An 8,948-nucleotide genomic window follows, 5' to 3' on the forward strand; every position below is an offset into this window, starting at 1 on the left:
ACGAAACATGGATCACTATTCAGGTTATATTTTTGATTTGGACGGTACGATTTATCTTGGGGCTGAGGCCATTGATGGTGCGGTGGAGACCATTCATTATTTGCAGGGACTGGGTAAGAAACTATTGTTTTTGACCAACAAAACGATAGATTCCCGGGAAAACTATTTAAAGAAATTAAGGAAGCTTGGCATTCAAGTTGAGCTGAACAATATATTGAACCCTGCGCTGGTTACGATTCATTATCTTCAGAAGCATCATCCGGGCGCAAAGGTGTATGTCATTGGCGAGGAAATATTGAAGAATGAGCTGCTGGACAATGGAATACGATTCGCCTCATCGCCAAAGGAAACCGACGTTGTGGTTGTATCGTGGGACCGGGATTTCCACTACCGCCATCTGGATTTTGCATATCAGGCGATTAAACGGGGCGCCGATGTGATTGCCACCCACCCGGATCGAACATGTCCGATGCCTGGCGGCGAAGTCCCGGATTGCGGCGGCATGATCGGTGCCATCGAAGGCACCGCCGGCATTACAATCACGACCGTCATGGGCAAGCCCTCCGTCTTGACGGCGTTGACCGCTCTTGATATTTTGGGAGTGAAGGCCGAAGATTGTCTGATGTCGGGGGATCGGCTGGAGACGGATATCAAGATGGGAAATCAGGCAGGGATGAGTACGGCAATGGTGCTGACCGGCGTATCGAGCAGGGACGATCTGATGGACAGCAGCGTGAAGCCCACCTATGTATTGAATTCGGTCTACGATATTTATCTCAGCGGTACTGCCGTGAAGCAGACAGATGAAGCAAAGTCATGAGCATAAACAAAAATATGCCGGGGCAACGGGAGAAATGGAGATGTTGCGGCGGCAACGAGGTGAAGACATGAAAACCAGTGTTGAAGGTGCACAACGAATATCGTATTGCTTGAAGCGTAAGCCCATTATTACTTCATTAATGAATGCCGATGAACTCCCTGCTGTGCTGGCGACCGAATCGAATATCGTGTTTATTCTCAAAACCGATATTTTTATCATCGAATCGATCGTTGAACAGATTCGGGAGGCGGGCAAGCTCTCGTTTGTGCATTTTGATCTGATCGAAGGGATCGGTAAAGATAAAACGGGGGTTAAGTATTTAGCTGAAAAGGTGGGCATTGACGGTATTGTCACGACAAAAAACACGGCGATTGTAGAAGCGAAGAAACTGGGCTTGTTGACGGTCCAGCGTCTGTTTGTATTCGATTCCGTTTCGCTGGACAACGGGATCAAGATGATTAAGGCCTCCAATCCGGATGCCATTGAAGTGCTGCCGGGCATGGTGTGTCAGCGGATCATGGAACGGATTCGCGCAGAAGTGGACGTGCCCGTCATTGCTGGAGGACTCATGATCGATTTGGAGGATTTTGATACGGCTTTGAAGAGCGGTGTAATTGGCATATCCACCTCCAGCAAAGAGTTATGGCGCTGGCAGGATGAACATATGGTATAGCGAAGAGCCGCCTTACATGACAAAGATGGGTGGAGATTAGGGAATGGATGTGTTTCAACTGGATACGGAAACCATGCTGATGCGGCTGCTGTTCGCTGCATTGCTTGGCGGTTTAATCGGTTGGGAGCGGGAACGCAGAAATAAGCAGGCCGGTTTAAAAACCCATCTCTTGGTGGCTGTCGGATCAACGCTGATTATGCTGACTTCCATTTACGGTTTTGATTCTGCACTGATTAATCATCCCAATGCGAGGTTTGATCCTGCCCGGCTGGCGGCACAAGTTGTAAGCGGTATCGGATTCCTTGGTGCCGGGGCTATATTGCGGCGTTCCAATCATATCATTTCAGGTCTTACCACGGCGGCAACTCTTTGGGTGGCGGCTGCTATCGGTTTAAGTGTCGGCTCCGGTTTTTACTGGCCGGCGATCATAACGACGGCGATCGTTCTGGTCAGCACGCTGGTGTTAAATAAACTGGAATCGAAATTTCTGTTTATCAAAAAGTCAGGCAGCTTGAAGATCATCATTGAGGCCGGAGACCGTCCGGTTCATGTGAGTACCATTACCGAATTGCTGCAAAAGGCCAATATGACGGTGGAAGGCATGATCGTGAATAATGACACGACGGAGGACGATTCGACCAAGGTGACGATGGAATTCCGGGTGTATTCTTTTAACAGCAAGGGAATTAACGGATTATTCGAGCAGTTGTGGCAGGTAGAAGGCATTAAGCAGGTTCGTATGAACTGGCGGGATTAAGGGCTTCTTGTATGGATTGATGAGCAAAAAAGTTACATGATCAGTTTCAGTTCCATGATTGGACCCAACATGCTATACAGGGCTGAGCCCGGGTGGACCCGGGCTTGGCTTTTTTATGTCTTCTTTGCTATGGGGCGGCAGATGTATTCAAGGACGAGCTTCCCAAGGCCTGTACTCGAGGACTGTCAAAAGCCGAGATGCTTCTGGCAATCAGGAATTGGGCCGCGTAATAAGTGGTCATAATCCAGACGTTCGAATAGCGGATATCGGCAACAAACATGTTCCAGGACAAGATCGAGTCCGAGATGACAAAGAGCAGGCTTCCAACCATCGCATACCGATTCCCGGTCATGATGGCTGTCCAGAGCATGGTCGAGATGACGGCGATATAAGCGATGACGGGAATCATCAAAGCTTGCTCCCCGTTTGACTTGAGAGAGGACACCAATGGAATGCCCATCCATACCGAATAAGCCGCAATCGGTACGATGCTGAGGAGGCGGGGAAGCGAATATCGCCATTTCCCTAGAAATCCAGCCGTATAAAACAGATGACCGATCAGAAAAGCGGCAAGGCCCACGACAAACCAGATGAGCGTGCCGTCACCGATCATGCAGAAGAACAGTCCCGATAACAGAAGATAGTGAACTTTAGAGGCATGGGGCGGGAATTGCCGATAGGCAAGCAGGATGATGAGCCACATCGGTATGAGCTTGAACAGGAGTTTCACGAGCAAGGGCTCGGAAGGAATGAAGAAAATATAAAGCAGACTCATGATCAGGATGATAAATGGCAGCACGTATCGTTTCAACTATAAACCTCCCCACACAATGTGAATCTTCATGTTTAGACAATTCTTCTTACAGCGTCCCAATCCCTCTTTGCGGTCTCCGCATGAAATAGGAATGTAAAGCAAATAATGGAGTTAACTTGAGCTTTGAAGGATGGGGGTACCGACAACATGATACGCTACCGATCTCGAAACCGCCGCCCGATTCCCGCAAAAAAATCGGAGGAGCAGGCGGTATCCTCGAAGTCAGGATCATCCGTGATTTCAGGCCACATACAAGAGCTGCTCGATCGGATACGGACTGAGTCCGGAGACAGCCCGGATATTGTGACTCGCCGTTTGAAGCTGGGCGGTGAGCCAGAGGAGAACTGTGCCATTGTATATTTGAACGGACTCAGCAATCCTGAGATGGTCAACAATTTCGTAATGGATTCTCTCCTGCGTTTAACCCCCGATCTATATAAGGGTGAGGGGCCCGATGTCTTCTTGGACAACATCATGAAGGATGGGCTGTCGATGGGGGAATCCAAAATAATGACCGAATGGAACGACATTATGCTGGCCATATTGTCAGGGGATACGGTCATCCTGCTGGAAGGTGCTGAGAAAGCCATCGTAGCGGGCACGCAGGGCGGAGAATGGAGATCCGTTACCGAGCCGACCTCCCAGCTTGTTGTTCGCGGACCCAAGGATAGCTTCGTGGAGTCCATCGCTACCAACATATCCCTTATTCGGCGGAGGTTGAAATCCCCCGATCTCTGGCTGGAGACCATGAAAATCGGATCGATAACCCATACCCACGTGGCTCTTATGTATGTGAAGGGAAAAGCAGATCACGGCATCGTAAAGGAGATTAAAGAACGGCTGAATCATATCGAGATTGAAGGGATTCTGGAATCGGCTTATATTGAAGAATTTATTCAGGATAAAACGGTGACCCCTTTTCCCACGATCTATAATACGGAGCGGCCAGACGATGCCGCCAGTAAATTGCTGGAAGGCAGGATCATCGTCCTGGTTGATGGCACCCCCTTCGTTCTGGTTCTTCCAACGGTATTTGTAAATTTTTTTCAATCACCCGAAGATTATGCACAGCGTTTTGATATTGCGATTGTGATGCGGATTGTCCGCTATCTCAGTTTTATTATTCTGATCCTGGGCCCATCGGTTTATATAGCCCTCACCACCTTTCATTACGAAATGGTGCCGACCTTATTGCTGATCAGTTTGGTTGCCCAGCGGGAAGGGGTACCGTTTCCCGCCTTTGTCGAAGCGATGCTGATGGAAATCGTATTTGAAATTCTGCGTGAGGCCGGTGTGAGGATGCCCAGAGCCATCGGGCAGACCGTCTCGGTTGTGGGTGCCTTGATCCTGGGACAGGCCGTCGTTGAAGCCGGCCTGATTACGCCAGCGATGGTCATTGTCGTGGCTTTAACCGGTATTGCAAGCTTTGCCATACCGGCCTACAACCTATCCATCGCCGGACGCTTGATACGGTTCGCATTTATGGTATTGGCCGGCTTGTTCGGATTTTACGGGCTGACGCTGGGATTAATCATCCTTGTCGCCCATATGAATAGTCTCCGTTCGTTCGGAGTTCCCTATTTATCGCCGATCAGTCCTTTTCGATTGCGGAGTCAAAAAGACGCTGTCATCCGAATGCCTTTCAAATCGATCCAAGCGGAAGCCTTGTCCGCATCTCATTCAGACAGTAATCGAGGTGCATCGGGGGAAGCCGCATCGCAGGAAACCGGGAATCCGTCATTCGGTTTAAACAAACCGAACGCCGGAAGGGATAACAGTAATATGGGGGACCTGAAGACGGCTGTTCCGGCCGCTGAGTCCAATCGTAATTAACGTTAGGGGTGTCCGGATATGTTCAGATACAGATGGTTGGTCAGCATCCTCGTGTGCTGCTGCCTGAGCACGATAACGGGCTGCTGGGATGCGACTGAATTGAATAAGCGGGCCATTGTCGCTGGTATCGGCATTGACTGGAAGGAAGAAGAGCAGCAATATATGATTTCCTTCCAGACCATCATCGCGGATGAAATATCCGGTAAAGCAGGCAGGGGAGCGACACCTACATCCATATACAAGGCAACCGGAAAAACAATCATCGAAGCGATGCGAAATACGTCTCGCAAAGTACCACGCATCATTTCGCTTGCCCACACAGGATTAATTGTAATATCCGACGAAGTAGCCAGAAACGGAATTATCGATCTATTCGATTATTTGGATCGTGATTCCGATATTCGATTGACAACCGAAATATTGGTTGCCGCGGAAGGACAAAGGGCAGAGGACGTGGTTGCCGTACTGACGCCTATCGGAAAGATTACGGCTTTCGCGCTTGTACAGAAGATTGAGTTAACCTCAAGACAGTTAAGCGAAAACTTTCGTGTAGAAGTAGACGATGTCATTCGGGATCTGCTCGTTCCCGGCGGCGGGCCTGTCATAAACGGCGTCATGATCGAAGGAGATGTGCATCAAGCCGTCAAGAAATCCAATCTCGAAAGCTCGGAGAGTGCAGGACTGGGTGTCATTTCTAATCTGGCTGTTTTTAAAGGAGACAAACTTAAAGCTTGGATGACCAGGGAAGAGAGCAAGGGAACCGTGTGGATCAAGAATAAAATGCATACAACGCCATTAAATATAAGTCTTGAACATGGACAAGGCGAAATTGCATTGGATGTCATGCGATCGAAGACCCGGCTGGAAGTGAAATTCAAAGAACCGCTCCAACCCGTTATCCACATAATCGTCGAGCCTAATTTCTCGATCCGGGAAGTGATGAGCGACATCGACTTGCGGAACCCGAATTCTATGAGAACGCTTGAAGCAGCTGCTAACAAAGAGGTGGGGCGCATCCTGGAATTAGCCGTGAAGAAGTGTCAAAAAGCGAATAGTGATATCCTCGAATTCGGTCAAACGGTAGAACGCGCCAGACCAGAAGCCTGGCGTAAAATGAAGGGACGATGGGATGTGATCTTTCCGCAATTGGAAGTGGAATATCATGTGAAATCCGTTGTGCGTAACTCTCAAATGAGAGATCGCTCCTTTAAATACAACATGAACAACCAGTAAAGGGGAGCTTAAAGGTGAAGGTGAAAATCAGTCCGCTGCAGTTCTTCTCGCTGCTGGTTCTATTTCAGTTCGGAACGACACTGGTCGTCAATATGGGACTGCAGGCCGGTAAGGACTCCTGGATTGGGCTGCTGATTGGCATGGTAATCGGGACGATGATGTATTCGCTGAATGCTTATTTGTACACCATGTTTCCTGATCATCTGCCGACGGTTTATTATCGAATATTGCTTGGGAAATATTTAGGTGGATTGGTGGGAGTATCTTACTGCGTGTTTTACCTGTATACAGGCTCCAGAGATATCGTAGATGGAGGGTTGTTGGTAATGGCATCGGCAGCCCTTAAGGAGACCCCGCTCCTCATTGTCAATTTGATCATGGTGATGACCGTCGCTTTTGTGCTGCATCAAGGATTGGAGGTGCTTGGGCGAACCGCTTTGATTTTCTTGGCGATTGTTCTGCTGATCAGCGTATTCAGCGCCCTGGTTATCGTATTTTCCGCGATCGTGGAAGTCGATCGTTTGCTCCCCGTCCTTGGCAACGGCATACAACCGATCATTGAATCTGTATTGAAAAAAAATATGCATTTCCCGTTTGGTGAGCTGATTGTTGCTACAGTTCTCCTTCCACATCTGAGCCGTCAGAAGAGCGGGATTAGGGCGGGATATTGGGCTATTTTATTCAGCGGAGTGATCCTGGCGCTAACCTCTGCCGTTACCATTTCCGTCCTTGGCGAGAACATTGTGGAGCGTTCGGTTTTTCCTCTGCTGACAATGGTCGGAAAAGCCAATATTGCGGAGTTCATTGAGCGGACGGAAATTTTGATTGTGATGGTTCTTATTATTGGTGTGTTTTTTAAAATAAGTGTGTATTTTTATGCCGCATTGATCTCTGCATCCGAGCTGTTCAACATTCCCTTTCAAAAATTGATCTATCCTTTCGCTTTAATCATGCTCGGGAACTCGATGATTCTTGCCCGTTCGTATAGCGAGCATCTCATGAAAGGAAGCCAGCATCTATACATGGTTCTCCCTATATTTTCAATCGCTGTACCCTTGGTGCTTGTCGTGATCGGTTTGATTCGCCGAGCAAGCTCCAAGGGAAAGACCAAGTCCGACTCTAGCTCCGGTTCATGAACCCTGTCCCGCGTTTCCAGGACTTTGGCTTGAATCACGGGGCTTTTTATTTTTGAATGCTCGATAACAATCAGGAAGGATCAGGAGGCATAGCAGCACCGTCACCGTCAGCTTCTCTACGATGGAGAATAGAGTAAACTGCCAGTTGATCATAAAGTTGTACCATGGGAACCCGAACAGACAATCTGTAAGTACGGTATAAGACAGGCAAAGAAAGCCTAATAACAGGGTGATCGCATATTTTTTGACATACATCGTTACTTCCTCGCATTTCCTATGGTTTATGACTTGCCAATCCATGACAACGTTGTATTAGTATGAAGGGTTTATTGAATAAACATACAAAGGAGAGTTGTGCCTAATCGAACAAAGCTCTGCAAGGGTCAGCATATGAACCGACAGGAACAGAAGAATAGCAAAATGCCGTTTATGGATGGGCCTAAGGGTTATAGATCCTTTATAATGGAAATGGATAGAGAACTTTGGCTTAGGGAGGAAGAGCTTGTGATGAAGAAACGCCAAGGCGTGAGAAGGCTGCTGGCCGGTATCATGGCGGCAGTGATAGGGATAACCGGTCACATGTCTTCTGGAGGAGAAGTTTGGGCTGCGGACACATCCTCAGGCAGACCTATCGAAGTTCGAGTGAATGGAGGTCGGCTTCTGCTGGAATCGCCTCCCTTTATTCATAACGGCAGGGTGATGGTGCCTTTCCGCGGCATTTCAGCAGCGATGGGAGCCGAAGTGCGCTGGGATCAAGCCAAGCTGACGGCCATTGTGAGTCATGGTAAACATACGACAAGCTACACCGTGGGGCAGAATCACGCCATTAGAGACAGCAAAGCTGTAACTCTGGATGCCCCGCCTCTGCTCAAGGAGAGACGTGTTTATATCCCCCTCCGCTTCTCGGCAGAGGGTCTTGGAGGCAAGGTTATCTGGAACAACCAGGCTAAAGAAGCTATGATCTATCCGCTGCTCACACCGAAGGAGGCAGAAGCTGCCCTGTCGGAAAAGAGTAATCAGGCGGTAACACTTTTGAAAAACAAGGATTTTGAGAAGCTTGCCGAGCTGGCTCATCCAAACGGCATTATCTTTTCCCCTTATGCGCATGTCGAACGGCAGAAGGATGTCACACTTAGCAAGCAGCAGCTGAGGAAGGGATTTAACCACGACACCTTATACCGCTGGGGCGAGTATGATGGCAGCGGAGAGCCGATCTCCATGAATTTTGAGAGCTATTATCATAAATTCGTCTATACCCTTGATTTTGCCGCAGCGCCATGGATCGGTTACAACCAATCCAAGAGCGAAGGAAATACGCTGAATAATGCAAGCAGCCAGTATAAGGGAGCCGTCATCGTCGAGTATTATTACGAAGGAGTTCATCCTGATTATGCGGGGATGGATTGGGAAAGCCTCCGGCTTGTATTTGAACAATATGGGGAGGCTTGGGTGTTATCTGGTGTGATTCATGATCAATGGACGATCTGAAAATAGACTTGTGCTGTCGAAACCATATGAGTTTGATGGGTTCGACATTTTTTTTTTTTTTTAAATGCTTGCTTTTTAACTTGGGGCGTTATATACTCTTAATTACGGTGATCAACTCGATCACAACTTACATAACATGCGGTCGTGGCGGAATTGGCAGACGCGCACGGTTCAGGTCCGTGTGGGCTAACCCC

At 48.5% G+C, this 8,948-nt stretch carries 9 protein-coding genes; 7 read left to right on the forward strand and 2 right to left on the reverse strand.

Translation table 11 applies throughout. The features are described from left to right. The first annotated feature begins 7 nt into the window (after window positions 1-7). From DP091_RS24360 to DP091_RS24370, 3 genes are all read left to right on the forward strand, one after another. The gene (locus DP091_RS24360) at window positions 8-820 is read left to right on the forward strand and encodes an HAD-IIA family hydrolase (RefSeq protein ID WP_113060686.1); all 813 of its coding nucleotides are present in this window, start codon (window positions 8-10) and stop codon (window positions 818-820) included. 67 nt (window positions 821-887) lie between these two features. Then, entirely contained in the window at window positions 888-1,493 is a 606-nt protein-coding gene (locus DP091_RS24365) for a glycerol-3-phosphate responsive antiterminator (protein ID WP_071223375.1), read from the forward strand. 43 nt (window positions 1,494-1,536) lie between these two features. After that, a complete protein-coding gene (locus DP091_RS24370; protein WP_100538530.1) occupies window positions 1,537-2,250 on the forward strand; it encodes an MgtC/SapB family protein in 714 nt (237 codons plus the stop codon). A gap of 127 nt (window positions 2,251-2,377) precedes the next feature. Here the strand turns inward: DP091_RS24370 and DP091_RS24375 are convergent, their stop codons facing one another. Beyond that, entirely contained in the window at window positions 2,378-3,061 is a 684-nt protein-coding gene (locus DP091_RS24375; RefSeq protein ID WP_113060687.1) for a lysoplasmalogenase, read from the reverse strand. 150 nt (window positions 3,062-3,211) lie between these two features. Between DP091_RS24375 and DP091_RS24380 the strand changes: the two genes are divergently transcribed. The 3 genes from DP091_RS24380 to DP091_RS24390 are packed head-to-tail and all read left to right on the forward strand — an operon-like array spanning window position 3,212 to window position 7,266. Then, window positions 3,212-4,897 carry a spore germination protein gene (locus tag DP091_RS24380; RefSeq protein WP_113060688.1) on the forward strand — a complete coding sequence of 562 codons (1,686 nt, stop codon included), beginning with the start codon at window positions 3,212-3,214 and terminating at the stop codon, window positions 4,895-4,897. An 18-nt stretch (window positions 4,898-4,915) separates the two neighbouring features. Next, entirely contained in the window at window positions 4,916-6,130 is a 1,215-nt protein-coding gene (locus DP091_RS24385) for a Ger(x)C family spore germination protein (protein ID WP_113060689.1), read from the forward strand. Between the two features lie 14 nt (window positions 6,131-6,144). Further along, complete coding sequence (locus tag DP091_RS24390) at window positions 6,145-7,266, forward strand: GerAB/ArcD/ProY family transporter (RefSeq protein WP_113060690.1); 1,122 nt, start codon at window positions 6,145-6,147, stop codon at window positions 7,264-7,266. On the opposite strand, the gene DP091_RS32485 is transcribed toward DP091_RS24390, so the two are convergent. Further along, a complete protein-coding gene (locus DP091_RS32485; RefSeq protein ID WP_483874484.1) occupies window positions 7,261-7,566 on the reverse strand; it encodes a YczF family membrane protein in 306 nt (101 codons plus the stop codon). The genes DP091_RS24390 and DP091_RS32485 overlap by 6 nt on opposite strands. Window positions 7,567-7,773: 207 nt before the next feature. On the opposite strand from DP091_RS32485, the gene DP091_RS24400 reads away from it, so the two are divergent. Beyond that, a complete protein-coding gene (locus tag DP091_RS24400) occupies window positions 7,774-8,754 on the forward strand; it encodes a copper amine oxidase N-terminal domain-containing protein (RefSeq protein ID WP_113060692.1) in 981 nt (326 codons plus the stop codon). The last annotated feature ends 194 nt before the right edge of the window (window positions 8,755-8,948 follow it).

Source organism: Paenibacillus sp. MDMC362, from assembly GCF_003269305.1.
Lineage (GTDB): Bacteria > Bacillota > Bacilli > Paenibacillales > Paenibacillaceae > Paenibacillus_AQ.